This window comes from Streptosporangium sp. NPDC049248 (genome assembly GCF_040678965.1).
In the GTDB taxonomy this organism is placed as follows: domain Bacteria; phylum Actinomycetota; class Actinomycetes; order Streptosporangiales; family Streptosporangiaceae; genus Streptosporangium; species Streptosporangium fukuiense.
On the sequence record NZ_JBFAQY010000003.1, the window covers coordinates 72,380 to 99,077 of the forward strand.

Below are 26,698 nucleotides of genomic sequence, written 5' to 3' on the forward strand. Positions count from 1 at the left end.
GATGAGCGTTCGTTTCCGGTTGGCCGTCGTCTGCGGCACGGTGGTCCTCTACATCGGCGCCGTTCTGGTCGCGGGACTCGCCTTCCTCGTACGGCAGAGCCTGGAGCCCCGTGACGGGTTGCGGCATCCCCAGCACATCCGGGTCGCGGGCTTCTACTACAGGCCGGAGCATCCCGAGTACCGGGTGGCGGAGCAGCGGGTGGCGCAGGTAAGGCGCGTCTACCAGGCCGACACGATCAACAACGTCCTCACCGTGGGCGGCCTCGCGGTGCTCGTGGCCGCCGGGATCGCGACGGCGGTCGGCTGGCGGGCCGCAGGCTGGGCGCTCCGCCCCGTCGGGGAGGTCACCGCGAGCGCGCGGTACATCGCCCAGAGTCATGATCTCACCGGGCGCATCACCTACGCCGGGCGGGACGACGAGGTCAAGGAGCTCGTCGACATCGTCGACATCATCGTCGGCCGCCTGGCCCGCTCCTTCGACGGCCAGCGGCGCTTCGTCGCCAACGCCTCCCACGAGCTGCGCACCCCGCTCACCATCAACCGCACCCTGGTGGACGTGGCGGTCAGGCGGCCCGACGCGACGGAGGACGTCAAGCGGCTCGGTGAGTCCCTGCTGCTGGTCAACGCCCGCCACGAGCGGCTGATCGACGGCCTGCTCGCCCTGACCGAGGGGGAGCAGGCGGTCCTGGACCGCCGTCCCTTCGACCTGACCGACGTGGTCGAGCATGTGCTCGACCTGGCGGGCAAGGAGGCGGGAGAGCGCGGGGTGACCATCCACCGGCTGCTGGACCCCGCGCCGACCGCCGGTGAGCCGGTGCTGGTCGAGAGGCTCGTGCAGAACCTCGTGGAGAACGCGATCCGGCACAACCACGATGGCGGCCAGGTGTGGGTGACCACTCGGCAGCGCGCCGACCGGGTGGAGCTGGTGGTGGCGAACACCGGGTTGCCCGTACCGCACTACGAGATCGAGACCATCTTCGAGCCGTTCCGGCGGCTGCACGGCGACCGGCTGCGCTCCGATCGCGGCAGCGGTCTGGGACTGTCGATAGTCCGGGTCGTCGCCGAGGCGCACGGTGGTGTCGTGATCGCCGGCTCCAGGGAGGAGGGCGGCCTGACGATCACCGTCGAGCTGCCGCACGAGAGCCCCTGACGGATCCGGTACGGCTCCGTCCCCCCGGGCGGAGGCCGTACCGGGTGTGTGCTCAGGTGAGCAGTAGCAGGAGCGCGGCGAAGGCCGCCCACGCGAGCAGCAGGGCCAGATGTATCCGGCCGGTCATGACCTGCATGGCGATGATCCCCCTTTCCATGGGAAATCCTGCCCGGCCGCTCTTGGAGGACGGTTGGAAGCCGCTGGAGCCTGCGACCGGCGACAACGCGTCGGGCGGCGGATCCTAGTTCCTGGTGATCACGCCGCAGGCGACGCGTCCGCCGGAGTCCCCGGCCTTGAGGGTCTCCGCGTCCGGGCCGCTGCCGCCGGCCGGGTCGCCGGGGTCGGCGGGGCGGTAGCGGTCCGGGATGTTGGCGTGGTTGTCGGGCAGCGTGTGGATGACGATGGAGCTGCCGTCGGAGTCGAAGAGCTGGCCCACCCGGAAGCGGTCGGTCACGACCGTGGTCTCGCCGGTGCCGTCCTCGGCGACGAGGAGGTTGGGCAGGTCGCCGGAGTGCTCGCCGTGCGTGGCCGGGTGGATGGCGAAGTGCGCGCCCGCGCTGGAGAAGGGGCTGCCGGTGACCGGGTCGACCGCCTTGGGATCGCAGACGCCCCGGGTGTGGACGTGGAAGCCGTGATAGCCGGCGTTCAGGCCGCTGACGGTGACGGTGAGCCTGGACTTGTTGTACAGCCTGTGGTCGATGCTCAGAAAGCCGACGTTCTTTCCGGCCGTGTCCTTGATGACGGCCTCGGCCGACGGCCAGGGCCGGCGTGGCGCGTCTGAGGTCGCCTGAGCGTTCGCGCCGCTGCCGGCCACCGACGTGCCGAGTGCGACGACCAGGACGAGACAGGTCCTGCGAAACATGAGAGATCCCCCGTACGGTTCCCGGGCTCCCCGCTGTGGAGGGGAGCGGCCCCAGCACAGGTTCATATCCCAGGAAGGGCGGGCGCCCGCGTCACCACGCCGCGCTTTCGCGGTTTCGGCCTTACCGGAGCCCCTGACAGGCGGTCATCGGGCATTGAGCATCGCCTACTCATGACCGCCACTGAGTGCTCCGGAACGCTGTGCTCAACGAATACCGGCAAGCGCGCGGCCCGCGCCGGAGTGGCGAGGGCACGGGTTGCCACTGGGGAGCTGATGACAGTGATCTGGAAGAGGGCCGCGGCGCTGACCGCGGCGGCGCTGGCGATGGCGCTCGGGGGCTCGACGCTGTCCGCGCAGTCGGCGAGCGCCGATCCCGCGGGCGTCTTCAGGACCCTGAACTGGGAGAACGCCGCCGACCGGACCATACCGGGAACCCCGCCGCCCGGCTTCATCAAGCAGTGGGTGAGCAGTCACGGTGCCACCACCGTGACCAGCCCGGTGCGGGACGGCTCCTACGCGGCGCGCTTCCAGCTCAACAAGAGCGATCCCTTGATCTCCAACGGCAAGCGCGCCGAGATCAGCCAGAGCAACAAGCAGCCCGTCAACGCCGAGCGGTGGTACGGCTTCAGCATCAACCTGCCCAGCGGCTGGGTCCACGACCCCTCGGCCGAGATCGTGAGCCAGTGGCACCAGTGCGACGAGAGCAACTGCCCGAAGGGCTCGCCGCCGCTGGCACTGCTCACCGACGAGGGACACTGGAAGATCGACTTTCGGGGGAACATCATCGACCTCGGCCCCTACGCCACCGGCAGGTGGACCGACTGGGTCTTCCACGTCAAGTGGCGCACCGACGACAAGGGAGTGCTGGAGGTGTGGCGCGACGGGCAGGTGGCCATGCCGCCCTATACCGGCGCCACGCACGCGGGAGGCCCGTACTCGCCGTACTTCAAGTTCGGCATCTACAAGTGGGACTGGAACAAGGAGCAGTCACAGTCCACCACCACCCAGCGGGTCATGTTCTACGACGCGCTGCGGCTGGGCGACGAGCGGGCCGGCTACCAGGACGTGAACCCGGCCGGTGGCGGCACGGACTGCGGCACGGCCACCCTCCCGATAGCGTCCGCGTCCGCGACCACCTTCGAGCCGATCAACCCGCCGGCCCAGGCCGTCGACGGCAACCTGTCCACCCGCTGGTCGGGGCAGGGCTTCGGCGCCTCGCTGTTCCTGGATCTGGGCTCGGTGCGCCGGACGTGCGGCACCCGGGTCGCCTGGCACCTGGGCGACCAACGGTGGAACGACTACACCGTCTACACCTCGCTGGACAACGTGACCTACACCAAGGCGTGGGAGGGCCGGAGCTCGGGCACGACGACCGGGCTTGAGCAGAAGCTGTTCACGAACGGTCCGCGTGACGCCAGGTACGTGAAGATCTCCTTCTGGCAGAACCCGCAGAACGACTGGGCGAGCATCACCGAAGCGGCCGTCCTCGGCTCCTGACCGGTGTCCCACGCGATCCCACCGCTCCCGTGCCGCCGCGCGGCACGGGAGCTCCCCCGGTGAATTCCCCCCATGGAGAGGCGACTCCCGATGCGACGACCCCGCCCCCTTTCCCTGATGATCGCGCTGGCCGCCGCCGGCACCCTGTCCACCACCGGGTTCACCACCGGTGCCCCCACCTCCACCCCCACCCCGGCGCTGGCGTCGTTGGCCGGCCCCGACCCCGTCGACGGGGTGACCATGATCTATCCGACCAGGGCCGGGGGACAGGTCTGGCACCTGTCGAAGACCCCCGCCGCCGACCCCCGCCTCGACGGGGCGACCCTGGCGCCCAACTCGGACGGCACCTTCACCGTGCGGGACACCGCCACCCGGATCGGTGTCTCCACGACCACCTACGACCAGGACGAGCACGAGGACGACCTCGTCTGGCGCCAGCCCGACCTGCGCTCGCGGGGCTTCATGCACGACCGCAACGACTGGCGGAACGTGGAGATCACCGGATACGTCCGCTACGTCAGCGGCACCGACGACGGGGACGCCTTCACCTGGTACGCCCGCGGCGCCCGGCACACCGGCAGCGGCCAGACTCCCGAGGCGTGCTGGGGTACCGCCTACAAGGCGGACCTGCGCTACGCCGACGGGGCCGTCAAGATCGAGAAGGAGATCTACCACCGCAAGGGCGACGGATACGCGAACGGCACCTACACCGGTGGCGGTGCCTCGATCAAGGGCAAGACGGTCGGTTTCAAGGTCGTCATGTACGACATCCCCGGCGGCGTGCGGGTGGAGGCGTACCTCGACCGGGCGGGGAACAACACCTGGACCCGCGTCACCTCCCGTGACGACACCGGTGGATGGTCCATCGACACGGACAACCCCTGCGGCGGCACCCGTACCGAGAAGGTGACCTGGGGCGGCCCGAAGGCGGCGTTCCGCTGGGACGACGCCACCAGGGTCGACGTGAGCAGGCTCAGCGTCCGGGAGATCGACCCCGCCGGCCAGGCGGAACCCTGTTCGGTGAGACTCACCCCCGCCGGTGCCACCGCCAGCACCTGGGAGGCGGCCAACCCGCCCGCGAACGCGATCGACGGGAAGCCGGCGACGCGCTGGTCGGGGGAGGGGTTCGGCGCGAACCTGGTGCTCGACCTGGGCGCCTCGCGGCCGGTGTGCGGGGTCGACGTCGCCTGGTACCAGGGCGACCAACGGTGGAACGACTACACCGTCTACACCTCGCCGGACAACGTGACCTACACCAAGGTGGTGGAGGGCCGCAGCTCGGGCACCACCCTGAACGCGGAACCGTACCGCTTCCCGCGGCACCAGGCCCGGTTCGTCCGCATCTCGTGGTGGAACAGCTCCGCGGGCAACGGCTGGGCCAGTATCGCCGAGGCCACCGCCGTCGGCGCCTCCTGATCCCTCGCGTCCGTGCTCTTCGAACCGTCACGCCCGCGCCTTCCGGACCCCGGCCGGTGTTCCGCGACCCGGGGTCCGGGCGGCCCCCACCGCCGACAGGGAGATCACATATGTCACGAAGGAAACCCGTACGGGCCGCGCTCTGCGCCCTCCTGCTGCTGTCGGCGCTCGGCGCCGGAGGCACCGCGCAGGCCGACGAACAGGCCGACGAGCAGGTTCGAGGCCGGGCCGTCGCCGTCCCCTCCGACGTCGTCCCGGTCATTCCCGGGTGTACCACCGCCCAGCCGGTCTCCGGTGTGACGGCCAGTACCTGGGAGCCGGTGAACCCGCCGCGGCAGGCGGTCGACGGCGACACCTCCACCAGGTGGTCGGGGGAGGGGTTCGGCGCGAACCTGGTGCTCGACCTGGGCCAGGCGCGCACCATGTGCGGCCTGAAGATCGCCTGGCACCGGGGCGACCTGCGGTGGAACGACTTCGACATCTACACCTCGCCGGACGGCGCGGCCTACACCAAGGTCTGGGCCGGCCGCAGCTCCGGGAGCACCGCGGGCTTCGAGAGCTACCCGTACGCCGCGCCGGTCAGCGCCCGCTACGTGCGGATCTCCTTCTGGCAGAGCCTGGAGGGCTCCTGGGCCAGCGTCAGTGAGACCGCCGCGCTCGGCCCCGACGGGGGCCAGGGCGGCGAGCAGGTGGTCGTGGCGGCGGGTGACATGGTCACCACCTGCCAGGGCAGCGGATGCGCGCACACGCGCACCTCCGACAGGGTCCTCGCCATCGACCCCGCCGTCGTGCTGACCCTGGGCGACAACCAGTACGAGAACGGCACCTATGACGAGTTCACCCGCTACTACGCGCCGACCTGGGGCCGGTTCAAGGCGAGGACCAAGCCGACGCCGGGCAACCACGAGTACGGGCTCGGCGACGGAGCGGCGGGCTACTTCGAGTACTTCGGCGCGGCGGCCAAACCCGCGGGGAAGAGCTGGTACAGCTTCGACCTGGGCAACTGGCACATCGTTTCGCTCAACTCCGAGACGAGCCGGACCGCGGGCAGCGAGCAGGTCACCTGGCTCCAGAACGACCTCGCCCGCAACACCAAACCCTGCGTGCTGGCCTACTGGCACCGCCCGCTCTTCAGCTCCGGCTCCTCGCACGGCGACTTCCCCAACATGAGGCCGTTCTGGGACGCCCTGTACGGCGTCCGCGCGGACCTGGTGCTCAGCGGTCACGACCACGACTACGAGCGGTTCGCGAAACAGAAACCGACCGCCGAGCCCTCCTCGTCGGGGATCCGGCAGTTCATCGTCGGCACCGGAGGCGCGTCGACGAAACCCTTCGGCACGATCCGGGCCAACAGCGAGAAGCGCCTGCTGGCGAACGGGGTGCTCAAGCTCACCCTGGCCGCGGGCGGCTACTCGTGGCAGTTCGTGCGGTACGACGGCGCGGTCCTCGACAGCGGGGGTCCGGTCTCCTGCAACTGACCAGGTCCTCACCCGCGGGTGACCGGCCCGGTCACCGCTGCACCGCTCGCAGAGGAGGCGGTTCCACGTGTACCTGTCGACCGTCGGGTCCGCGCCCGTGGCACGGGAGGGCGGCCCGGTCCGTCGCCTGCTGTCGGGCAACGTGCTCGCACTGGGCCTGGTCAGCCTGGTGACGGATGTCTCCGCCGAGATGGTGACCGCGGTGTTGCCCGCCTATCTCGTGCTGGGGCTGCACCTCGGCATGGTCCAGTACGGCGTGCTCGACGGGCTCCACGCCGGCATGACCGCGGTGTTCAGGCTCGCCGGCGGCTACGCGGCCGACAGGTGGCGCCTGCGCAAGGCGGTCGCCGGTCTCGGGTACGGCCTGTCGGCCCTGGCCAGGCTCGGCCTGCTCGCGGCGGGGTCGTCCGTGGCGGGGATCGGCGGCGCGCTGGCGGCCGACCGGATCGGCAAGGGACTGCGCACCCCGCCGCGCGACGCGCTGATCACTCTGTCGGTTCCGGAACCCATGCTGGGGCGGGCCTTCGGGGTCCACCGCACGATGGACGCGGTGGGAGCCTTTCTCGGGCCGCTGGCCGCGCTCGGGGTGCTGGCCCTGGCGGGCTCCGGCCAGGCGTTCCCGGCGGTGTTCGTGGCGAGCTTCTGCGCCGCGACCCTCGGCGTGCTGCTGCTGGCGCTGTTCGTCCGGGACCGGCGCGAGCCGGCTCCGCCCGCCGAGCGGCGGGCCCGGACCTCACCGTGGGAACTGCTCCGGGCCCCGGGGACGCGGCGGGTCTGGTCGGCCGCGGTGCTCCTCGGCCTGGTCACGATTGGTGACGGGTTCGTCTACCTGATCCTGCAGCGCCGCGAGGATCTGTCGATCATGTGGTTCCCCCTGCTGGCGGTGGGGACGAACCTGGCCTACCTGCTGCTGGCGGCGCCGATGGGCTGGCTCGCCGACCGGGTGGGCCGCGGCACGACGGTGATGGCCGGTTGCGGGGCCCTGCTCGGCGTGTACGTGCTGCTCGCGACGGGAGGCGGGTCCATCCCGCTGGTCCTGCTGCTCTACGGAACCTTCTACGCCGCGACGGACGGGGTACTGATGGCGTGCGCCGGGCCTGTCGTGCCTGAACGGTGGCGTACCAGCGGGATGGCGGTCGTGCAGACCGGGCAGGCACTGGCCTACCTGGTCTCCTCGGCGGCCTTCGGCGCGGTGTGGCAGATGTGGGGACCGGCCCCGGCCTGCTGGGCCGCCGCCGGGGCCGTCGCGCTCGCGCTCCCGCTGTGCGGGCGGTGGCTGCGATGAGGGCCCGCGTCGCCGTCGCGATCCTGGCCACCGCCGTCCTGGCGGCGGTGGCGGTCGGGTTCGCGCTGCTGTCCGGCGCCGCGCGGCCGGCCGCGCCCGCGCCACCGTTCACCGCCTCCCCCACCGCGCCGCCGGCCTCCTCGCCCGTCACCGGCCTGCCGGCCGGGCCCGGCGTGCTGGTGCGCGGCACCGCCGAGGGGCCGGAGCACGGCAGGCTCGTCGTCGCGGGCCAGGGCCGGCGCGACGTCCTGGCCCTGGCCTGCGTCCGCGCGTACGTGGCGGGCGGCACCGGCGTCTGCCTGCGCGAGGAGGCGGACGCGCCGGGCTCCTACGAGACCGTGCTGTTCGACGCGCGCCTGCGGGAGACCTGGTCCAGCCCGTTCGCCGGGGTGCCCAGCCGCGCCAGAGTGTCGGCGAGCGGGCGGATGGTGTCGTGGACGGTGTTCGTCCAGGGCGACTCCTACAGCGACGCCGGTGCGTTCTCCACCCGCTCGGGAATCCTCGACACCCGCACCGGGGACGTGGCCGGCACCCTGGAGACCTTCGCCGTCACCCGTGACGGCCGCCCGTACGAGGCCGCCGACGTGAACTTCTGGGGCGTCACGTTCGCCGCGGACGACAACCGCTTCTACGCCACCATGTCGACCGGCGGCCGGACCTACCTCGTCGAGGGCGACTTCGCGGCGCGGCGCGTGCGGACCCTCCGCCGGAACGTGGAGTGTCCCTCGCTGTCGCCGGACGGCACCCGGCTGGCCTTCAAGAAACCCCAGCCGGACGGGACGTGGCGGCCCGCCGTCCTGGACCTGGCGACCATGTCCGAGACCCCGCTGGCCGAGACGCGCCCCGTCGACGACCAGCCCGCCTGGCTCGACGACCGCACGGTGATGTACGGCGTGACGCGGGACGCGCGGCACTCCGACGTCTGGGCCGTTCCCGCGGACGGCGGGGGCCGCGCGCGCCTGCTGGTCCCCGACGCGGAGTCCCCCGCCCCTCTGGGCTGACCCGCCCGGTCCCGCCGCGGAGTCCGCGGCCGGGTTCCGTCACGGCATCCGCCCGGCCTCCCCTATCAGGGACCGCCGCTGCCGGTCCGGCCGTGGGGGTCGTCCGAGGTCCCGTCGCCAGGAGGCGGTCCTGTCAGGGGAAGGGGAGCCGGTCCGGGCCGGTCGCGTCGCCCGGCGGATCCGGTGAGAGCCAGGTCAGGCCCACCGGCGGTACCGGCCGTGGCAGGCCGAGGGCCTCGGCCAGGTCCTCCCGGCCGCGGACACCGAGTTTGCCGTAGGCGCGTTGCAGGTGGTTGGCGACCGTCCGCCTGGACAGGCCGAGGTGCTCGGCGATGGCGTCGTTGGTCATGCCGCCCGCCGCGAGCTCGCACGTCTCGCGCTCGCGCTCGCTCAGCGCCGCCTGCGGCTCGGCCCGCACCGCCCACGGCGGCCCGTACCCCTCGCACAGCCGGGCCAGGCCACGCCCCTGGATCCGTAACCGGGCCGCCAGGCGGTCCGCGCCCCGCCGGGCGGCGAGGTCGGTCGCGGTCGACAGGGCCTCCCTGGCCAGGCTGTTGTACCCGCGCTCCGCCAGCTCGCCCGCCACCGAGACCAGGCCGTCGACGTCCCCGCCGGCGGCCGCCCGGCCGTGCCGGTCGAACAGGGTGAACAGCTCGCTGTCGCAGCGGGCGACGACCTCGTGCAGGGCCTCCGCGACGGCGTGCGAGGGGCGCAGCCGTACCGAGTGGTAGAACGCCTCGACCGCCTTGGTGAACCACCCCGCCGACCGGTAACGCGTGCCCAGCGAGGCCCCGGCCGCCGCGACCCTCGCCCGGTCCGCCTCGGCCTCCGTCTCTCCGCCGGTCCCGCTCTCCGCCCGGTTCCCGTCGGCCAGGGCGTCGACGCGGAGCCTCGCCAGCTCCAGGTGGTTGTGCAGGTTCGACGTGGCGGGCAGCCGCCGAGTGATCTCCTCCAGCGTCCGGCGCCCCTCGTCGAACCGGCCCACCGCGGCCAGGCAGGCGGCGTGCTCGGCGAAGACGTAGATCTGGATCGGAAAGGGCACGTTGCGGTCGAGGAGCGTACGGGCCTCCCGGAAGTGGGGCAGCGCCCGGCTCGGCCGTCCCGCCCACACCTCGCAGATGCCCAGCTCGAAGGTGAGCAGCGCGGCCTCGGCCGAGACCTCCTGCTCGACGGCCGCCCGGTAGCCGGAGCGGGCCACGGCGAACGCCTCGTCGAGCCGGCCCGCCAGGGCGAGGGCCTGCACGTGGCAGGCCGCCGTGGCGGCACCCATCGCGCCCCACACCCGAGGGGCGCCCAGCCGCCCCGCCGTGTAACCGTCGGCCACCTGCGAGGGCCGGCCGAGGTAGATGTTCAGGTATGCCTGGAGCGGGTCGCAGACGCTCGCGATCACGCCGTCCCGCACCCCGGCGGACAGCCGGGCCAGGTCGGCCGGGACCAGTTCGGAGACGAGCCCCGTCGCGCCGTTGCCGAAGGCGATCAGCGCCAGCTCGGCGACGGCCAGCTCGGCGGTGGCCTCTTCGCCCAGGGGCCCCGCGGCGCGGGCCTGCCGGACGATCTCCGCCGCCTCGGCGGGGCGCCGCAGGTTCCAGAACAGGTTGAGCGCGCGCAACGCCGCCACCTTGGCGAGTTCGTCCGGCGAACCGGTCCCGCCGGACATGCGCCTGCCCAGCAGGTACTCCGCCTCGGCCGCCTTGTCCTGGGCGACCAGGGCCCGCGCCAGCAGGTCCGTGCCCGCCGTGGTGCCGGCGTGGCGTGCCAGCCGTTCGGCCAGCGGGGCGTCGCAGCGTGCCAGCGCGTCGGAGGCGGCGCCCACCACCTGGTCGCCGGGCACCGGGTCGCCCGCTGCCAGTTGCCACGTCACCGCTCGCAGCCGCGCCTGGTCCACGGGCACCCGGCCGTGGAGCACCGCGCGGGCGAGCGTGCGGTAGACGCCCCGACGCTCGTCCTCGCCGGATCGGGCCCGGACGGTCTCGCCGTACAGCGGATGTCCCAGCCGGACCACGAGGTCGCGACGTACCCGCTCGACCGCGATCAGCGCGCGCTGTTCCAGCTCCACCAGTACGGAGGTGTCCACGAGCGCCTCGATCACGTCGAGCGACACCGGCTCGGCGTGCGCCACATACGACAGCGCGCGGGCCTCGTCACCGGTGAGGCCGCCGAGCAGGCCCGAGACCAGGTCGCGCAGCCGGTGCTGGGACGGTATCCGGCCCTTCCACCGCCACATCTCGCCGACCCGGCGCAGGGTTCCCGAGGTCAGGCAGGCTTCCACGAGATGGCGGAGGAACAGCGGGTTGCCTCGCGTGACGCGCCACAGCCGGTCGACGGTCAGCCCGTCGACCGGCCCGTCCAGTGCCGCGCCGAGCAGGGCGCCGACCGTCGCGCGGTCCAGCGGTTCCACCGTCGACGTCTGGACGAAGGGACGGCGCAGCAGCGCCGCGACGGCCGGTGCGTCCGTGTGGCCGGTCCTGGCCGTGGCGAGGACGCGCGCCCCCGTGGTGGCGGCCAGATGCTGGACCAGGGCGGCGGACACCTCGTCGAGGTGATGCGCGTCGTCGACGACCACGACGCACGTGCGGTCGCCGGCGGCCTCGCGCAGCGCGCCGGCGGCGGCGGCGAAGACGTTCGCCGTGTCCCGGTGGACCTGTTCGGGCAGCAGGGCCGCCATCGTCGCGAACGGCAGGCCGCTCGACGCCTCGGCCCCGGCCGTCACCGCGACGTGCATGCCCTCGTCACGGCAGCGGAGCACGATCGGGTCCAGCAGCCGGGACTTGCCGACTCCCGCCTCGCCGACGAGCAGCACGCCCGGCTCGCCCTGCCGTCCGAGCCGGGCCACGGCGGCCCGGACCTCGGCCGCCCGTCCGACGAAGGGCCAGGCGGGGCGGTGGTCACCGGCGCCGCGTCCGTCGTCGGGGCCGTCGTGGGGCCCGTCGTGGGGCCCGTCGTGGGGCATCGCCTCCGTCGCGTCGCCGTACGGGCGCACCTGACCCTCCTTGACACCGGAAGTTCATCAGGAATCGACCTTTACCCATGATTATGGTCGGGATACCGCTTGGAATCCGTGGACGGCCATGAATAATCCAACTCACCGGAGCCTGGAGCCGGTGCGGGGACCGATCGGCAGGGAAACGGCCAGACGGGAGTAAGCCCGGACATCCGGAGGTCATGATCGACGATTCCGGAGCCATCGACGCCGTTGGGCCCGTCGCCGGCGGGGGATGGCCCACGGTCGGCCGGGAGGAGGAGGTGCGCGAGATCCTCGCGGCGCTGGCGATGCCGCCGGGATCGGGGGTGCTCCTCACCGGTGAACCGGGGGTGGGCAAGACCCGCCTCGCGGACCTCGTCCTCGACCTGTCCGCCGCGGCGGGAGCCCTGATCATCCGGGGTGCCGCGACCGAGGCCACCCGGGGCATCTCCGGGGTGGGGATCGCCGGCCTGCGGGTCTCCGGTGGTTCCACCGGTTCCCCTTCCGGGCTTTCCGTTGTTTCCGGCCTGCTGGCCGGTGCTCCGCGGGGCGTTCACGACGCCGCCTTGGAAGAGGGGGAGGGGCCGGCCCGGTGGGTGGTGCTCGGCATCGACGACGCCGACCAGCTCGACGCGGCCTCGGCCGCCGTCGTGGGCGACCTCGTCAGGACCGGAGGCGTCACGCTGCTTCTCACCGCGCGCTCCGGGGCGCCTCTCGACGGACCCCTCGCCCGGGTGTGCGGCAGGGGGCCGCTGGTCGTCCTGCCCGTGGCGAACCTCTCCCGCGCCGTCGTCCTCCACCTGCTCACCGACGTCCTGGAAGGGCCGGTCGACGGGCTCACCGCCGACGTGCTGTGGCGGATCACCCGCGGGAACCCGCTGCTGCTCCGGCGCGTCGTCGGCATCGGCCTCGAAACCGGAGACCTCGCGCGATCGCGCGAGGTCTGGTCCTGGCGCGGGTCTCCCGGCGGCCATCCCCGCCTGCACGAGCTCGTCGCGGCCGACCTCGCCACACTCGGCGCGGAGGAGACGAAGGCGCTGGAATACGTCGCCCTGACGGGTTCCCTGCCCCGGGCGACGGCCGAGCACCTGGCCGGACCGGCGATCGTCGGGGAACTGGCGCATCGGGCCGTCATCACCCTCACCCCGCGCGGGGGAACGGACGAGGTCACCATGTCCCATCCGCTTCACCGGCAGGCCCTGCTCGCCGGGATCGGGCCCCTGCGGCGAAGGCAGAGATACCGGGAGCTGGTGGCAGCCGCGGGCGAGGCGGGTGTGCCCGACCCCGGAGACCCGGCGGCGGTGCTCTGGCGACTGGAGGCCGACCTCGACGTCCCGGCGTCACAGGCGCTCGTGGCGGGTGGGCGCGCGCTCGCCTCGGGCGACCCCGTGCTCGCCGAGAGTCTCGCCCATCACGTCCCCGGCGCGCCGGGCGCGGTCCTCCGAGGCCAGGCGCTGATCGCCCAGGGACGGGCGGCGGACGGCGAACGCCTGCTGGCCGACCACGGGGGAGGCACCGCCGAGACGGTGGCGCTGCGCTCGCTGAACCTGTTCTGGGGACTCAGCCGGCCCGGTGAGGCGCACGAGACGATGGCACGCCATCCGGGCACGGAACGATCCGCCGACCTCCGCGTGGCCGAACTCGGACTCGCGCTCTTCACCAGGGCCACCTCGGCGGCCGGGCCCGCGGTGCTCCCCGACGGGGCGGCGTCCGGGGCCGGGCCGCCCGAGGCCCCCGCTCACGGCCCGCTGAACCCGTTGGTCGCCGACGCCGCCACGGTCCTGCGGGCCTACCGGCTCACCTTCCGCGGCAGGCCGGCGCGGGCGGCGGAGGACTTCGACCGGGGACCGCTGGGACTGCCGGCGCGGTGGCCCGCCATGCGGGGCTCGGCCGCGGCCTGTCACGTTCACGCGCTCGTCCTGGCGGGCAGGCTCCGCGAGGCGCTTCTCCTCGTCGACACCTACTACGAGGAGGCCGTACGACGCGCGGAGCCGTCGGAAGTCGCCATCGTCGGGCACGTGCGGGGTCACTGCCGGCTGTGGGCGGGCTCACCGCGGCGGGCGCTCGCCCCGTTGCGGGAGGCACGAGCGCTGGTCGACGAGCACATACCGTTTCCGATGCGGGTCTTCATCGGCTGCGAGTACGCCGTGTGCGTCGCCGCCCTCGGACACTCGCAGGAGGCGTTCCAGGAGCTGGACCGGCTCCGCGAGCTGATACCCGGCGACCTGGGACTGCGCGACAGGCTGGAGTTCAGCCGGATCCGGTTGCTCGCCCACTCCGGCAGGCTGGCCCACGCCACCGATCTCGCCAACCGGCTCGCCGACCGCTACCTACGCGACTCGCGGCTCACCACCGGGGTCGAGTGCGCCTACTACCACGTCCGGCTCCACCCGTCGTCCAGGGCCGCGGCCCGCCTTCGGGAGGCCGCGGGCGCCTGCGACAGCCCGCTCTTCGAACTCTTCGCCGACCACGCCGAGGCGCTGACCGCGCGCGACGGCGCGGTGCTGCGCGGCATCGCCGACCGGTTCGCCGAGCTCGGCTACCTGGGACTGGCCCTGGAGGCCGCGAGTGCGGCGCCCGGCGGCGGCCACGCGGCACGGCGGCGCCTCGACGACCTCGTCGAGCGCTGCGACGGCCACCGTCCCCCGTGGCCCCCGTCCTCGGCGGACGCCACGGCCCTGACCAGCAGGGAGCGGGAGATGTGCGAGCTGGCGGCGGCGGGGCTCAGCGACTCCGCCATAGCCGCGAACCTCGGTGTCTCGGTGCGTACCGTGACCAATCTCCTGGGGAGGGCCTACCACAAGCTGGGCGTCCACAGCCGACGGCAGCTCGGCGCCGTACTCCCGCTGGCACCGGACCCGGAAGGCGGCGGGTGACGGTGCCACAGGCCCCGGACAGGTCCGGCCCGCGTGGTGACGCGGGCCGGACAGGGGCGGTGGTGATCAGTTGGCGCGCTTGGCGCGGGCGGTGGTCCTGGCGCGGGTCGAGGCGTCGAGGACGACCTTGCGGATGCGCACGTTCTCCGGCGTGATCTCCACGCACTCGTCCTCGCGGATGAACTCCAGCGCCTGCTCCAGCGAGAGCTGGCGCGGCGGGATCAGCGTCTCCGTCGTGTCGCTCGTCGAGGAGCGCATGTTGGTGAGCTTCTTCTCCTTGGTGATGTTCACATCCATGTCGTCGGAGCGCGAGTTCTCACCGACGATCATGCCCTCGTAGACCTCGGTGGTCGGCTGCACGAACAGCACGCCGCGCTCCTGCAGGTTCAGCATGGCGAACGGGGTCACCGGGCCCGGCCGGTCGGCCACCAGCGAGCCGTTGTTGCGGGTGCGCAGCTCACCGAACCACGGCTCGTAGTTCTCGAACACGTGGTTCACGATGCCGGTGCCGCGGGTCTCGGTCAGGAACTCGGTGCGGAAACCGATCAGGCCGCGGGCCGGGACCACGAACTCCATCCGGATCCAGCCGGTGCCGTGGTTGGTCATGTGCTCCATGCGGCCCTTGCGGACGGCCAGCAGCTGGGTGATCGCCCCGAGGTACTCCTCCGGGCAGTCGATGGTCACCCGCTCGACCGGCTCGTGCACCTTGCCGTCGACGAGCTTGGTGACGACCTGCGGCTTGCCGACGGTCAGCTCGTAGCCCTCGCGGCGCATCTGCTCGACCAGGATGGCCAGCGCCAGCTCGCCGCGGCCCTGCACCTCCCAGGCGTCGGGGCGGTCGGTCGGCAGGACGCGCAGCGACACGTTGCCGACGAGCTCCTTGTCCAGCCGGTCCTTGACCATGCGGGCGGTGACCTTGGAACCCTTGACCCTGCCGACCAGCGGCGAGGTGTTGGTGCCGATGGTCATGGAGATCGCGGGCTCGTCGACCGTGATGAGCGGCAGCGGGCGCGGGTCCTCGGGGTCGGCGAGGGTCTCGCCGATCATGATGTCCGGGATGCCGGCGATCGCGATGATGTCGCCGGGACCCGCCTCCTCGGCGGGCTTGCGCTCCAGCGCGTCGGTCATCAGCAGCTCGGTGATCTTCACTCGCTGGATGGTGCCGTCGGTGCGGCACCAGGCGACCTGCTGGCCCTTCCTGATGGTGCCCTGGTGGACGCGGCAGAGCGCGATCCTGCCCAGGTAGGAGGAGGCGTCGAGGTTGGTGACGTGCGCCTGCAGCGGGGCCGTCGGGTCGTACGTCGGCGCCGGGATGGTGTTCTTGATCACCTCGAACAGCGGCTCCAGGTCCTCGGAGTCCGGCATGGCGGCGTCCTCGGGACGGTTGAGCGAGGCGCGGCCGGCCTTGGCCGAGGCGTAGACGATCGGGAAGTCGATCTGCTCCTCGGTGGCGTCCAGGTCGATGAAGAGCTCGTAGACCTCGTCCACGACCTCCTTGATCCGGGCGTCGGGGCGGTCGACCTTGTTGATGCACAGGATGACCGGCATCTTGGCGGCGAACGCCTTGCGCAGCACGAACCGGGTCTGCGGCAGCGGGCCCTCGGAGGCGTCGACCAGCAGCACCACACCGTCGACCATGGACAGACCCCGCTCGACCTCGCCGCCGAAGTCGGCGTGGCCGGGGGTGTCGATGATGTTGAGCGTCATACCGCCGTGCTTGACCGCGGTGTTCTTCGCGAGAATGGTGATGCCCTTCTCGCGTTCGAGGTCGTTGGAGTCCATGACACGGTCGTCCACGTCCTGGTTGACGCGGAACGCGCCCGACTGCCAGAGCATGGCATCCACGAGAGTGGTCTTGCCGTGGTCGACGTGCGCGATGATCGCGATGTTCCGCAGGTCGTCGCGGCTGTTCAAAGGCATGATGGAGTCTCACTCTGTGATCGTGGAGGCGGCCGCGGAACCTGCGGCCCTCCTATTTTAGTTGATCCGGACAATCGCTCTCACGCCTCTGACAGATGAAGTGCGGCAATTCACGCTCCGAGCCCCTTGTTTCCGCCTGATGAGGCCGGTCGCGACCGGCCGTCGGACGGGCGATCCCTAAGCTCGGTTCCATGCCTTACGCACCGTCGTTCCCCGTGATGCTGATGACCCGGGACAATCTGCGGATCGACGCCGCGCACACCCCGCCGCGCGGGGCGGCCGACCTCGGGATCGTGCTGGCCCACGGCTTCACCGGATCGCACCGGGAACGCGCCACCCGCCGCATCGCCCACGTGCTCAGCGGGTTCGGCGGGGTGGTGGCGTTCGACTTCCGGGGGCACGGCCGCTCGGGGGGACTGTCGACGGTGGGCGACCTGGAGATCCTCGACGTGGACGCGGCGGTGCGGCACGCGCGGGCGATCGGCTACCGCAAAGTGGTGACCGTCGGGTTCTCCCTGGGCGGGGCGGTGGCCCTGCGGCACGCGGGGGTGCTCGGCGGGGTGGACGCGGTGGTGTCGGTGAGCGCGCCGGCGCGGTGGTACTACCGGGGGACCAGGCCGATGCGCCAGGTGCACTGGGCGATCGAGAGGCCGGTCGGGCGGTTGTTCACCCGGCTGGGCAAGAACACCCGGATCATGAGGGGTGTGTGGGACCCGCTGCCGCTGGCGCCGTACGCGGCGGCCGCGCAGATCTCACCGGCGCCGCTGCTCGTCGTGCACGGGGACGCGGACCCGTTCTTCCCCCTCGACCACGCGTACCAGATCTACGGGTACGCGGGCGAGCCGAAGGAACTGTGGATCGAGCCCGGGTACGGCCACGCGGAGTCGGCGGCCACCCCGGAGCTGGTCCGCCGCATCGGTGGGTGGGCCGTCGCCCGTTTCGGTCCGCCGGAGGGTGTTTACTCCTCTTGAGGATCGGTCACAGCGGGGGACGGGGCGCATGCGGAGCATCTACGTGGCGGGGCTCGGGCGGGGAGACGGCAGGCAGATCGTCGAGCTCGGCCTGATGGAGCTGCTCACCCGGCGGGCCGGTCGCACGGGGGTGTTCCGGCCGATCACCGGGGACGGCGAGGACCGTATCCTGGACCTGCTCAGGAGCAGGTACCGGCCCGCCGCCGCGGCGACGGGGGTGAGCGCCGAGAAGGCCGCGGAGATCTACGCGGAGCGGGGCGTCGAGGATCTCGTCGGCCGGCTGGTCGCCCGTTTCCACACGCTGGAGCGGGAGTGTGACGCGCTGCTGGTGCTCGGCAGCTACTTCGACACCGACGACCTGCCGCGCGAGCTGGGTTTCAACGCCCGCCTGGCCGCCGAGTTCGGCGCCCCGGTGATCGTGGTGGTGGGCGCGCACGGCGACGCCGCCGAGGAGATCGCGGCCGAGATGCGCACCGGCTACCAGGTCTTCTCCGATCTGGGCTGCACCGTGCTCGCGGTGATCGCCAACCGGGTGCCCGAGGGCACGGTCGTCGACTGTGCGCTCCCGGTCCCCTGCTACACCATCCCCGAGCGGCCGTCGCTGTCGGCGCCGACCGTCGGGCAGGTCATGCGGGCGGTGGACGCGGAGCTGATCCAGGGCGACGAGGACAGCCTGCTCCGCGACGTGTTCGGATTCGTGTTCGGCGGTGCGACGCTCCCGGTGTTCCTGGAGCACCTGGCCGACGGTGCGCTGGTGATCGCGCCGGGCGACCGCGCGGACCTGCTGCTGGTCTCGCTGGCCGCCGAGGCGGCCGGTACGGTGAGACCGGCCGGGGTCGTGCTCACCGTGGGGGAGCGGCCCACGACGACGGTACGGGCGCTCACCGCCCGTCTGGCGCCCAGCATGCCGGTGCTCGCGGCCGACGGGGGCAGTTTCGAGGTGGCGACCGTCCTGGCGGGCCTGGAGGGGCGGCTCACCGCGGACAACCCCCGCAAGATCGAGACGGCCCTGGGCCACTTCGACGCCCACGTGGACGCCGCCGCCCTGGCCGACCGGATCGAGCTGACCCGCTCGAAGCGGGTCACCCCGATGATGTTCGAGCACACCCTGCTGGAGCGGGCGCGGACCGACCGGCGGCACATCGTGCTGCCCGAGGGCGAGGAGGATCGCATCCTGCGGGCGGCGGACATCCTGCTGCGGCGCCGCATCGTCGACATCACCCTGCTGGGCAGGGAGGACGTGGTGCGGCGGCGGATCGCCGACCTCGGCCTCGACCTGTCGGGTGTGGCCGTCGTCGACCCGCTGACCTCGCCGCTGCGCGAGTCGTTCGCCCAGGACTACGCCGGATTGCGGGCGCACAAGGGCATCACCTTCGAGCGGGCCGTGGACGTGCTCGCCGACGCCAACTTCTTCGGCACGATGATGCTGCACCGGGGCCTCGTGCACGGCATGGTCTCCGGGGCCGCGCACACCACGGCCGCGACGATCCTGCCCGCCTTCCAGGTCATCAGGACGGTCCCCGGCACCTCGATCGTCTCCTCGGTGTTCTTCATGTGCCTGGCCGACCGGGTGCTCGTCTACGGCGACTGCGCGATCAACCCCGACCCGGACGCCGAGCAACTCGCCGACATCGCGATCTCCTCGGCCCGTACGGCGGAGCGCTTCGGCATCGAGCCGAGGGTCGCGATGCTGTCCTACTCCACCGGCGAGTCGGGCAGCGGCGCCGACGTCGACAAGGTCCGCGCCGCCACCGCCCTGGTCACCGAGCGCGCGCCGGACCTGCTGGTCGAGGGGCCCATCCAGTACGACGCGGCGGTGGACGCCCGCGTCGCCGCGGCCAAGCTGCCCGGGTCGCGGGTCGCCGGCCGGGCGACCGTGCTGATCTTCCCGGACCTGAACACCGGCAACAACACCTACAAGGCGGTGCAGCGCTCGGCCGGGGCCGTCGCGGTCGGGCCGGTCCTGCAGGGGCTGCGCAGGCCGGTCAACGACCTGTCACGCGGCGCCCTGGTCGACGACATCGTGAGCACCGTCGCCATCACCGCCATCCAGGCACAGGAGGTCACGCTGTGAGCCGGGTGCTGGTCCTCAACTCCGGGTCGTCCTCGGTGAAGTACCGGCTGCTGAGCGGTGCCGAGCACCTGGCCTCGGGAGTGGTGGAGCGGATCGGCGAGCTCGGCTCCCCGGTGCCCGACCACCGGGCGGCCCTGAAGGTGGTCGCCGACCTGCTCGCCGCCGAGGGGCTGGGGCTCGACTCTACCGAGCTCGTCGCGATCGGGCACCGGGTGGTGCACGGCGGCACGACCTTCACCGAGCCCACGCTGATCACCGACGAGGTGGTCAGGAAGATCGAGGAGCTCATCCCGCTCGCCCCCCTGCACAACCCCGCCAACCTGACCGGGATCGAGGTGGCGCGGCGGCTCCGCCCCGATCTGCCGCAGGTGGCCGTCTTCGACACCGCCTTCCACGCGACGATCCCCCCGGCCGCCTCGACGTACGCGATCGACCAGGCGGTGGCCGAGCGGCTGGGTGTGCGGCGCTACGGCTTCCACGGCACCTCACACGCGTACGTCTCCCGCCAGGCCGCGCTCCTCACGGACCGGCCGGAGGCCAACGTGATCGTCCTGCACCTCGGCAACGGGGCCAGCGCCTCGGCGGTGGCCGCGGGGCGGTGCGTGGACACGTCCATGGGCATGACCCCGCTGGAGGGCCTCGTCATGGGCACCCGCAGCGGCGATCTGGACCCGGCGATCGTCCTCTATCTGGCGCGCGCCGGAGGCATGTCCCTCGACGAGATCGACGTGCTGCTCAACCGCCGCAGCGGGATGCTCGGCCTCTGCGGTGACAACGACCTGCGCGCGGTGGCGGAGCGGGTGAGCGAGGGCGACCCGGACGCCGAGCTGGCCATGTCGGTCTACTGCCACCGGCTCCGCAAGTACGTCGGCGCCTACTACGCGGTCCTCGGCACCGTCGACGTCATCGCCTTCACCGGAGGGGTGGGGGAGAACTCCGCGCTGGTCAGGGAGCGGTCGCTGGCCGGTCTCGGGGCGCTCGGCATCACCGTGGACCCGGCGCGCAACGTGCGGGGCGGCACGATCATCTCCCCCGACGGAGGCGGTGTGCGGGTCGCGGTGATCCCCACGGACGAGGAGTTCGAGATCGCCAGGCAAACTCTGCTGGTGGTTTCGCGAACCAACGGGGGATAGGGCACGTCTACCCATGGTGGACGTGCGAAATCCGCCGGGAGTGCTCCGGGGACACGGACCGTCGTTCGACGGGCCGTGGGACGGTCAGGCGGTCGCCCAGCGTCGCGGGGGCGTGCTGGGCCGTACGTCCGGCGGGGGTGCCCGTACGGCTTACGGGCACCCCCGAAGGCTCCGGATCAGCCCAGGCGGGCGATCGACTTGTACTCCAGGAAGGACGACAGTCCCTCGGGGCCCAGTTCGCGACCGAGGCCGCTGCTCTTGAAACCGCCGAAGGGCGAGCTGGTCTCGACCATGTAGAGGTTGACGCCGTAGGTGCCGGCGCGCACCTGGCGGGCGATGTCCATGCCGTGCTCGGTGTCGGCGGTCCACACCGTCCCGGCCAGGCCGTAGTCGCTGTCGTTGGCGATCCGGATCGCGTCGGCCTCGTCCTCGTACGGGATCACCGCCAGGACCGGGCCGAAGATCTCCTCACGGGCGATGCGCATCTCGTTGGTCGCCCCGGCGAAGACGGTCGGGGCCACGTACCAGCCGCGGTCGTGGGGGCGATCGAGGCCGCCGACGACGGCCTTGGCCCCCTCGTCAAGGCCGATCTTGATGTAGCCCTCGACCCGCTCCTGCTGCCGCTTGGCGACCAGCGGGCCGATACCGGTCGCCGGGTCGGACGGGTCGCCGACCTGCATGCCCCGCACCATCCCCGAGACCGCGTCCACGACCTCGTCGTAGCGGTTGCGCGAGGCCAGGATGCGGGTCTGGGCGATGCAGGCCTGGCCGTTGTTCATCAGCGAGGCGATCGACAGGAAGCCCATCGCGGCGGACAGGTCGCAGTCGTCCAGGATGATCGCCGCGGACTTGCCGCCCAGTTCGAGCGTGCAGCGCTTGAGCTGCTCGCCGCAGATCGCCGCGATGCGGCGCCCGGCGGCGGTGGAGCCGGTGAAGGCGACCTTGTCCACGCCCGGGTGGGAGACCAGGTGCTCGCCCGCCTCGCGTCCGGCGGCGACGATGTTGACGACGCCGTCGGGGATACCGGCCTCCTTGACCATCTCGGCCAGCGGGTAGGCGTCGAGCGGGGTCTCCGGCGCGGGCTTGACCACGATCGTGCAGCCCGCGAGGAGGGCGGGGGCCAGCTTGATCATGATGACGAACTGCGGGACGTTCCACGGGACCACGGCGGCCACCACGCCGACCGGTTCGCGGCGTACGGTCACGGAGCCGAACGTGCCCGGACGCTCCTCCTCGACGGGGAAGGTCTTGCCGAGCTCGGCGTAGTACTGGAGCATGCCGAGCGGCTGCGGGGCCTGGGCCATCTGGGAGAAGGTGATCGGGGAGCCCATCTCCAGCGTGATGATCTCGGCCATCTCGCCCTGGCGGGCCGCGTAGAGCTCGGCGAGCCTGGACAGGACGGCGGCGCGCTCGGGCATCGTCATCCGGGGCCACGGGCCGTGGTCGAACGCCTGCCGGGCGGCGGCCACCGCCCGGTCCATGTCGGCGGCGGTGCCGTCGGGGACCCGGCCGACCACCTCCTCGGTGTGCGGGGAGATGACGTCGATGGTGCCGGTCCCGGCGGGGGCCACCCAGTCGCCCCCGATGAAGAGCGTGTCGTGCTGGCGCATGATGTGTTGCCTCCTGGTGGCGGGCCAGAGTCACAATTTGAGCGAATGCTTGCTTGGACAGTGTGTCATCCGTGGGGAAGGGCGCCACAAGCCCCACCGCTGCTTGAGACCGAATCATGTTCTGTCTCCGATGGCAAGGGTGACGGAAGTCTCTGCCGGATGGGCGGGGTGGGGTGCCCTGTGCGAGGATTCATCAGGGTTAAACCAGTGACACGTCAGGAAATGTTTACTCAAATCACCCTAAATGGGCAGATGGTTCGTCAATGGTGCGCGAGTTCCTCCGTTCCGGTGGCGAGCCTCAAGATCGTCTTCTATAGTTTCGCTCCGTCCATGAGGGGGGCGCCGGAGGTGAGCGAAGCGTGAGACCGACTCGCTCGGCGATCCTGGCAGCCCTGCTCGCGGTGCTGCTCCTGTCGCCGGCCGTGGCGGGGGCGGCCCCGCTCCGCGCGGCCAAGCCCAACCCGGAGGCCGAGCTCAAGAGGCTGACCCGGGAGGCGGCCGAGATCAACAAGAACTACCGCGGCCAGGTGCAGAGCCTGGAGGAGACCCGGGTCCAGGCCAGCAAGGCCACCGTCAACGCCAAAAGCCTCAAACGCGCCCTGGCGGCGGCCGAGGCCGACATCGTGCGCTTCGCCCAGACCGCCTACATGGGCGGTGCCCTGGACGACGGCAGCCTGCTGAGCTTCCAGGGCGACCCCACCATGGCCCTCAGCCAGGCCGCCACCATGTCCTACCTGGCCAGCCGCCGTGCCACCCAGCTCAACCGGGTCAAGAACCTCATCAAGAAGGCCAAGACCGCGGAGAAGACCGCCGACGCGAAGATCGTCGCGCTCAAGAAGGACATCGCCGACCTCAAGCGCCAGCGGGTCAGGATCGAGGGGCTGCTGGCCAAGTACGGCTTCCAGACCCCCTCGGGCAACGGCGGCCTGACCCCCCGCACGGTCACCATGCGCAACGTCGTGCTGCAGACCTTCCCCATGCCCTACGGTTACGGCTGCCTCCGCCCCGGCGACCCGGGCGACCACGGCACCGGCCGGGCCTGCGACTTCATGATGAGCACCGGTGGCCGCGTCCCCACTCCCGACGCCCTGGAGCGCGGCAACCGCCTCGCCCAGTGGGCCATCGACAACGGCAACAAGTACGGGGTCATGTACATCATCTGGCAGCAGAAGTACTACGACGTCCGCACCGGCGCCGGCTGGAAGATGATGTCCAACCGAGGCGGCAACACCGCCAACCACATCGACCACGTGCACATCTCGATGTTCTGATAAGGGGACGAATAGGCGACTTCCCGGGCGGCGGCTGGTTCGGAGCGGTCACGAACTGCTGCCGTGTCTCCGCGGACACCGACCACGTGAGCATCCGGCTTGAGGCGTCGGACGACGTACCCGAGGAGCAGCGCGAGCCTTGGGCGTGTTTCGGTCGGAGACCGGGGAGATCTGCGCGGCGGAGCTCTACACGGACGCGCAGGACGGGTTCCTCCCCCTAAACGAGTAGGTCCTAAGTCCGATCAGTTGATCGAGTGATGGATTGGGCGGTGGCCCGGTTGCGCCCGTAGGTCACCCGATGCGGCAGGGGGCCGGCCAATGGAGGCAGATGGGAAGTCGACTTTTCGCATCCAGTACCACCCGGTCGCCCAGCGGTTCCCCGAGCCGGACGGTGCTCTTGCCGGATGCGCCGACGCCCATGCACAGGCCGTTGCCGATGCGCTCGTGGACCTCGATTCCGAGGACCACGACGTCGGGCCGCTCGTCGGCCCGCAGGTGGACGGTCGGCATCTTTCGGCCGAGACAGACGCCGTAGTCGTAGCTCACCCGCAGCGTGCGCTCGTCGAGCACCTCGAAGCCTCTGACGTCGGGGGACAGGTGGTCACCGATGGCGTCTTCGACGGTGCCGAGCGTGGCCCGGTCGACCGCGACGTGGTCGATCGGGCCGGGCAGGTTGGAGAAGTACAGCCGCCACGCCGGGACGGTGGCCATGCCGCGCAGGGTCCGCAGGCGCATGGTCGTGAAGGTGGCGGCGGTCATCTTGTACGCCCGATCGTCCTGGCTGGAGGCCTCCTCCTCGTAGGGGGACAGTGCGATCAGCGCCTGGCGTGCGCTGATCACGGGGACCTGCGTGGTGGAACCGTCGTCCCAGCGGATCCGCGCCTCGTCCGGGGGCGGGGGGAGCGGGCCGGCCACGGCGAAGCCGTACTCCTCGTCACTGGAGATCCGCTGCTCCACGTCGTGCGGCATCTTGCTCAGGTCCTCCGTCGGGACGAAGCCGTTGCGCCAGATCTCCGCCGCGCCGCTGGCCCGCCAGGTCCAGACGGCGCGGGCGGCGTGGTCATCGAAGGTGAGCCGTCCGACGAGGAGGTGGCCGCCGCTGACGAGCAGAGTCAACATCAGGAGCATCACGAGTAATCGCGGCATCCGAAGATTATCGAGGGTTCCTGGGACCGACAGGGCACCCTGTAAGGTCGGCGCGCCCGTACCCCGAACTCGGTGCGAGGGACCAGGTATCGCTCAGCGCCTCCTGGCACTGAGCGCTGCCGTTCGGCCACAACCACGCCACCGCCCAGCCCATCACCCGATCATGAGACCTGACACGATGGATGCCTCACTTCCGTTGCGACAGCCTCGCATGCGGCGCGAGTGACCCACAGTGGGAAAAATATATCGCCCAGGTCGGGTTCAAGGATCTGAACTGCGATGAGTATCCATTCAAGAATACATTGGAGGGGCTGTGGGTACCGGCTGGGACTTCTCAATCCGTGCGATCAGAGCAAAGGAAAACCAGGACCAGGGCAATGCTTCTATGCCGAATTCAGAGTCGGCGACGAGAACTCTTTCTGGGTGATGACCGAATAGTGGTCGGCGCACTGCTGGGTACCGGATTCGAGGTTGGTGTCGAATTCGGCACCCAGGCACCGGACCTTTCCGCGTAACCCTTGATCGGTCACAACCGATCAAGGGTTACTTTGGCTCCAGCAAGTACGAGTTACGCGGAACGTAGGTCACACCGCAACGACGAAAGGGACATCAACGCGCGTATCGCATTCTCAGCTCGTCCATTGCGAGGTCCCAGAAGGACCTGTAACGGTTGGCGCCGGGCAGCCCTGGCGCGAGATGCCAGGCTTCCCACTCACCTTCGGCGGTGCTGACGTGGGGATTAAGGAGAGCCACTCCGTCAGCCCAATACCCGATCAGAAGGGTATCGGGCACATACTCCCCTCTGTAATGGATGGAGTCCTGCTCCAGTCCGTAGACGAAGTAGAGCTCGTCGGGCACGCTCCATGAGTTCTCCTGCTTGGGTGCCGACCAGATCTCGGCCCTCGAGGGATCGACATCACGGAGCCGGCCGACTTCTTCGACACGCAGCAGGCAGCAGTCGTCGTCGCTGCCCCACCCGTTGGCGAACAGGAGAAACCGCCGGTAACTCGGCGGCAGCTCCACACCCAGCCGCTCTTCAAGCCGGCGGACCTCTGCTTCGGTAGCCGGGGGATACAGATCGCCGAGTGGACCGACCGCCGGGTGATCAGAACTTTTGGTCACCGGATGCCTTGCGGGGAAGCGTTCAGACCATGCGTGCTGGGCACTCATGGTGAAGAAGATATCCCCGTCCCGTACCACCGGCTCCGGCGTCGCGCGGCCGCGGCGCCGGCTGCCGCTTCCACAGAATGCCCGGCATATACCGCGGGGCGTGCTGCGCCGCCGCGCCCGGCTCGGTGTCGTGCCCTTCGGCTTCGAACTCGGCACGAGGTGCGCACGTACGTGTCCAATCGCCGCCTTGCCCGAGTATGGGGCGGCGGTCACCTGCAGGAGGACCTGCGGGTTCACCCATTCAGAACTTCACGAATCCGTACAGCGCGAGATGGTTCGACTTCGTGCTGCCTACCGTGTGGCCGATGCTCGACGGTTGCACGGTGCCCTTGACGAACAGGTAGTCGATCTTTCTGGAGCCGGAGGTCGCCTTCGTTCCGTAACCGGTCATGCCGAAGCCGCCGAGCGTTGTCGGGGCGATGCCCGTGCGATTGCTGGCTGCACTTGTGCGTGCCGCCCCACACCTCGGGGTCGTCCCAGGCCACGATCGCCTTGTAGGTGCCCGCCGGATAGCCGAACTTGGCCGAGAGTTGATCGGCGTACGCCGTGGCCTGTCCGGTGCCACGTACCTGTTGCACGATCAGGAGGTCGGGTGCCTGCACGTCTGAGGTGCCGGTTTTGCCGTTGTCGTCGACCAGCATCGACGTGAGGTGGTCCGGACCTGAGACCCGGGTGCACGAGCCGTCGGCGTTGTTCCTGACCAGATTCTCGATGTTGTTGTTGTAGACCCGTAAGACGCGATCCGCCGTGGTCGTGGGCGCTTCGTGCGCCCGCGCGGCCGAGGGGGCGGCTGTGGTGAGCGAGGCGGCCACCATCAGCGCTGTCGCGCCAATAGATCGATGATCGAATGACATTGCCGCAGACTACCGATTCTCC

General features: G+C 71.2%; 18 protein-coding genes. 11 read left to right on the forward strand and 7 right to left on the reverse strand.

The window, feature by feature from the left end; all coding sequences use genetic code 11:
* Position 1: 1 nt before the first annotated feature.
* Positions 2-1,150, forward strand: coding sequence for a HAMP domain-containing sensor histidine kinase (locus AB0K21_RS07010; protein WP_343978722.1), 1,149 nt, complete (start codon positions 2-4; stop codon positions 1,148-1,150).
* Between the two features lie 241 nt (positions 1,151-1,391).
* Here AB0K21_RS07010 and AB0K21_RS07015 read toward each other — a convergent pair whose 3' ends face one another.
* Complete coding sequence (locus AB0K21_RS07015; RefSeq protein ID WP_364148506.1) at positions 1,392-2,012, reverse strand: superoxide dismutase family protein; 621 nt, start codon at positions 2,010-2,012, stop codon at positions 1,392-1,394.
* A gap of 273 nt (positions 2,013-2,285) precedes the next feature.
* On the opposite strand from AB0K21_RS07015, the gene AB0K21_RS07020 reads away from it, so the two are divergent.
* The 5 genes from AB0K21_RS07020 to AB0K21_RS07040 all read left to right on the forward strand — a co-directional run bounded on the left by AB0K21_RS07020 (position 2,286) and on the right by AB0K21_RS07040 (position 8,689).
* On the forward strand, positions 2,286-3,509 hold the full coding sequence (locus tag AB0K21_RS07020) for a heparin lyase I family protein (RefSeq protein ID WP_364148509.1): 1,224 nt from the start codon (positions 2,286-2,288) through the stop codon (positions 3,507-3,509).
* A gap of 90 nt (positions 3,510-3,599) precedes the next feature.
* Complete coding sequence (locus AB0K21_RS07025; RefSeq protein ID WP_364148512.1) at positions 3,600-4,925, forward strand: discoidin domain-containing protein; 1,326 nt, start codon at positions 3,600-3,602, stop codon at positions 4,923-4,925.
* Between the two features lie 110 nt (positions 4,926-5,035).
* Positions 5,036-6,403 (forward strand): discoidin domain-containing protein, encoded by a 1,368-nt coding sequence (locus tag AB0K21_RS07030; RefSeq protein ID WP_343978710.1) that lies wholly within the window; start codon positions 5,036-5,038, stop codon positions 6,401-6,403.
* Between the two features lie 67 nt (positions 6,404-6,470).
* Positions 6,471-7,688 (forward strand): MFS transporter, encoded by a 1,218-nt coding sequence (locus AB0K21_RS07035; protein ID WP_364148515.1) that lies wholly within the window; start codon positions 6,471-6,473, stop codon positions 7,686-7,688.
* The gene (locus tag AB0K21_RS07040; RefSeq protein WP_364148518.1) at positions 7,685-8,689 is read left to right on the forward strand and encodes a hypothetical protein; all 1,005 of its coding nucleotides are present in this window, start codon (positions 7,685-7,687) and stop codon (positions 8,687-8,689) included. Before AB0K21_RS07035 ends, AB0K21_RS07040 begins: the two co-directional genes overlap by 4 nt.
* Before the next feature lie 133 nt (positions 8,690-8,822).
* Here AB0K21_RS07040 and AB0K21_RS07045 read toward each other — a convergent pair whose 3' ends face one another.
* Positions 8,823-11,669 carry a LuxR C-terminal-related transcriptional regulator gene (locus AB0K21_RS07045; protein ID WP_364148520.1) on the reverse strand — a complete coding sequence of 949 codons (2,847 nt, stop codon included), beginning with the start codon at positions 11,667-11,669 and terminating at the stop codon, positions 8,823-8,825.
* Positions 11,670-11,851: 182 nt separating this feature from the next.
* On the opposite strand from AB0K21_RS07045, the gene AB0K21_RS07050 reads away from it, so the two are divergent.
* Positions 11,852-14,527 carry a LuxR family transcriptional regulator gene (locus tag AB0K21_RS07050; protein WP_364148523.1) on the forward strand — a complete coding sequence of 892 codons (2,676 nt, stop codon included), beginning with the start codon at positions 11,852-11,854 and terminating at the stop codon, positions 14,525-14,527.
* 66 nt (positions 14,528-14,593) lie between these two features.
* Here the strand turns inward: AB0K21_RS07050 and typA are convergent, their stop codons facing one another.
* Positions 14,594-16,447, reverse strand: coding sequence for a translational GTPase TypA (typA, locus tag AB0K21_RS07055; RefSeq protein ID WP_343963043.1), 1,854 nt, complete (start codon positions 16,445-16,447; stop codon positions 14,594-14,596).
* A gap of 191 nt (positions 16,448-16,638) precedes the next feature.
* Here typA and AB0K21_RS07060 point away from each other — a divergent pair, with 191 nt between their 5' ends.
* The 3 genes from AB0K21_RS07060 to AB0K21_RS07070 are packed head-to-tail and all read left to right on the forward strand — an operon-like array spanning position 16,639 to position 20,625.
* Positions 16,639-17,418 carry an alpha/beta fold hydrolase gene (locus AB0K21_RS07060; protein ID WP_343963042.1) on the forward strand — a complete coding sequence of 260 codons (780 nt, stop codon included), beginning with the start codon at positions 16,639-16,641 and terminating at the stop codon, positions 17,416-17,418.
* A 28-nt stretch (positions 17,419-17,446) separates the two neighbouring features.
* The gene (pta, locus tag AB0K21_RS07065) at positions 17,447-19,492 is read left to right on the forward strand and encodes a phosphate acetyltransferase (RefSeq protein ID WP_343963041.1); all 2,046 of its coding nucleotides are present in this window, start codon (positions 17,447-17,449) and stop codon (positions 19,490-19,492) included.
* On the forward strand, positions 19,489-20,625 hold the full coding sequence (locus AB0K21_RS07070) for an acetate kinase (RefSeq protein ID WP_364148528.1): 1,137 nt from the start codon (positions 19,489-19,491) through the stop codon (positions 20,623-20,625). Before pta ends, AB0K21_RS07070 begins: the two co-directional genes overlap by 4 nt.
* Before the next feature lie 176 nt (positions 20,626-20,801).
* Here AB0K21_RS07070 and AB0K21_RS07075 read toward each other — a convergent pair whose 3' ends face one another.
* Positions 20,802-22,235, reverse strand: coding sequence for an aldehyde dehydrogenase (locus AB0K21_RS07075; protein WP_343963039.1), 1,434 nt, complete (start codon positions 22,233-22,235; stop codon positions 20,802-20,804).
* Between the two features lie 359 nt (positions 22,236-22,594).
* Here AB0K21_RS07075 and AB0K21_RS07080 point away from each other — a divergent pair, with 359 nt between their 5' ends.
* Positions 22,595-23,506 carry a hypothetical protein gene (locus AB0K21_RS07080; RefSeq protein WP_343963038.1) on the forward strand — a complete coding sequence of 304 codons (912 nt, stop codon included), beginning with the start codon at positions 22,595-22,597 and terminating at the stop codon, positions 23,504-23,506.
* Between the two features lie 291 nt (positions 23,507-23,797).
* Here the strand turns inward: AB0K21_RS07080 and AB0K21_RS07085 are convergent, their stop codons facing one another.
* The 3 genes from AB0K21_RS07085 to AB0K21_RS07095 form a co-directional block, all read right to left on the reverse strand.
* Positions 23,798-24,652 (reverse strand): hypothetical protein, encoded by an 855-nt coding sequence (locus tag AB0K21_RS07085; RefSeq protein ID WP_364148532.1) that lies wholly within the window; start codon positions 24,650-24,652, stop codon positions 23,798-23,800.
* A gap of 609 nt (positions 24,653-25,261) precedes the next feature.
* On the reverse strand, positions 25,262-25,822 hold the full coding sequence (locus tag AB0K21_RS07090; RefSeq protein ID WP_364148535.1) for an SMI1/KNR4 family protein: 561 nt from the start codon (positions 25,820-25,822) through the stop codon (positions 25,262-25,264).
* Positions 25,823-26,055: 233 nt separating this feature from the next.
* Positions 26,056-26,676 (reverse strand): hypothetical protein, encoded by a 621-nt coding sequence (locus tag AB0K21_RS07095; RefSeq protein WP_364148538.1) that lies wholly within the window; start codon positions 26,674-26,676, stop codon positions 26,056-26,058.
* Positions 26,677-26,698: the final 22 nt, after the last annotated feature.

Excerpts from the sequence above, each read along its gene's own strand:
- AB0K21_RS07010 (WP_343978722.1), top strand. The coding sequence starts at position 2 with ATGAGCGTTCGTTTCCGGTTGGCCGTCGTCTGCGGCACGGTGGTCCTC.
- AB0K21_RS07015 (WP_364148506.1), bottom strand. The coding sequence starts at position 2,012 with ATGTTTCGCAGGACCTGTCTCGTCCTGGTCGTCGCACTCGGCACGTCG.
- AB0K21_RS07020 (WP_364148509.1), top strand. The coding sequence starts at position 2,286 with ATGACAGTGATCTGGAAGAGGGCCGCGGCGCTGACCGCGGCGGCGCTG.
- AB0K21_RS07025 (WP_364148512.1), top strand. The coding sequence starts at position 3,600 with ATGCGACGACCCCGCCCCCTTTCCCTGATGATCGCGCTGGCCGCCGCC.
- AB0K21_RS07030 (WP_343978710.1), top strand. The coding sequence starts at position 5,036 with ATGTCACGAAGGAAACCCGTACGGGCCGCGCTCTGCGCCCTCCTGCTG.
- AB0K21_RS07040 (WP_364148518.1), top strand. The coding sequence starts at position 7,685 with ATGAGGGCCCGCGTCGCCGTCGCGATCCTGGCCACCGCCGTCCTGGCG.
- AB0K21_RS07050 (WP_364148523.1), top strand. The coding sequence starts at position 11,852 with ATGATCGACGATTCCGGAGCCATCGACGCCGTTGGGCCCGTCGCCGGC.
- typA (WP_343963043.1), bottom strand. The coding sequence starts at position 16,447 with ATGCCTTTGAACAGCCGCGACGACCTGCGGAACATCGCGATCATCGCG.
- AB0K21_RS07060 (WP_343963042.1), top strand. The coding sequence starts at position 16,639 with ATGCCTTACGCACCGTCGTTCCCCGTGATGCTGATGACCCGGGACAAT.
- pta (WP_343963041.1), top strand. The coding sequence starts at position 17,447 with ATGCGGAGCATCTACGTGGCGGGGCTCGGGCGGGGAGACGGCAGGCAG.
- AB0K21_RS07075 (WP_343963039.1), bottom strand. The coding sequence starts at position 22,235 with ATGCGCCAGCACGACACGCTCTTCATCGGGGGCGACTGGGTGGCCCCC.
- AB0K21_RS07085 (WP_364148532.1), bottom strand. The coding sequence starts at position 24,652 with ATGCCGCGATTACTCGTGATGCTCCTGATGTTGACTCTGCTCGTCAGC.
- AB0K21_RS07090 (WP_364148535.1), bottom strand. The coding sequence starts at position 25,822 with ATGAGTGCCCAGCACGCATGGTCTGAACGCTTCCCCGCAAGGCATCCG.
- AB0K21_RS07095 (WP_364148538.1), bottom strand. The coding sequence starts at position 26,676 with ATGTCATTCGATCATCGATCTATTGGCGCGACAGCGCTGATGGTGGCC.